The following is a 1240-nucleotide window of genomic DNA, read 5'->3' as shown; positions in this document are numbered from 1 at the left end:
TGTCCTGTCTGCCCGCCCGACCGGCGTCGACCCACCGCAATCGATCCAGAAGGCGCAACCAGCATGACAGTGACCGCCCCGGTCGCCAACCCCGCACTCGTCGCGGGAGTCGATACCCACGCCGACACCATCCACGTCTGCGTCTGCGACCCGGTCGGCCGTGAACTCGGCGATCGGGAATTCCCCACCACCACAACCGGATACCGGGCCGCGCTGAAATTCATGGCCTCACACGGGACAGTGCAGATCATCGGTGTCGAAGGAACGAGCTCTTACGGGGCAGGGTTCACCCGCGCCGCCCTCGCCACCGGCATCGAGGTCCGCGAAGTCATCCGGCCCGAACGCTCGGTTCGGCGGATGCAGGGCAAATCCGATCCCCTCGACGCCTACGCCGCTGCCCGAGCGGTCTTGTCCGGGCGCGCGAACGCGGCCCCCAAATTCGAGCAGGTCGAAGCATTGCGGGCACTGCACAACGCCCGCCGCTCGGCGGTCAAAGCCACCACCGCGGCGATGAACCAGATCCATCACATGCTCGTCACCGCCCCCGCCACCATCCGGGAAAAATACCGCGGCGTCAAAGAAAAGGCCCTGGTCACCGCGCTGGCATCATGCCGGCCCACAAGTTCCGACGCCGTCGCTCGAGCCGTGCTGACCGCGCTGAAGACCCTGGCCCGCCGTCACCAGTTCCTCACCACCCAAGCCGAAGAACTCCACCAGCAGATCCGCGAACTGGCCACTACCGCCAACGCCCACCTGATGTCGTTGCACGGCGTCGGACCCAACACCGCCGCCCAGCTACTGATCACCGCCGGCGCCAACCCCGGCCGACTCCGCAGCGAAGCCTCCTTCGCCGCCCTGTGCGGCACCGCACCAGTGCCCGCCTCCTCGGGCAAAACAACCCGCTACCGGCTCTCCCGAGGCGGTGACAGACACGCCAACAGCGCCCTGCACACCATCGCGCTGGTCCGCATGTCCAACCACCCACGCACCCGCGAATTCGTTGCCCGACAACGCGGCAAAGGACGCAACCCCGCCGAGATCATCCGCATCCTCAAACGCGCGATCGCCCGCGAAATCTTCAAATCCCTCACTCGCGCACTGGCCGCACCCGGACTCGACGATCTACGCCCGGCTCGCCAAGCCAAAAACATCACCCTCACCGCCGCCGCAGCCGCGATGGGCACCTACATCACCAAACTCGCCCGCACCGAACTGGGCACCTACCCCGACTACGACCGCG

Annotated in this window: 1 protein-coding gene; it reads left to right on the top strand. The window is 67.0% G+C overall.

The annotated features are described in order from the left end of the window. Positions 1 to 63: 63 nt before the first annotated feature. Positions 64 to 1240 (top strand): IS110 family RNA-guided transposase (locus tag RJ03_RS27360; protein ID WP_036507554.1); only part of this gene is annotated, 1177 nt, incomplete at its 3' end.

Origin of the sequence: Nocardia aobensis NBRC 100429, assembly GCF_000308375.1 — a bacterium.
In the GTDB taxonomy this organism is placed as follows: domain Bacteria; phylum Actinomycetota; class Actinomycetes; order Mycobacteriales; family Mycobacteriaceae; genus Nocardia; species Nocardia aobensis.
This window is presented reverse-complemented; position numbering and strand designations above follow the sequence as displayed.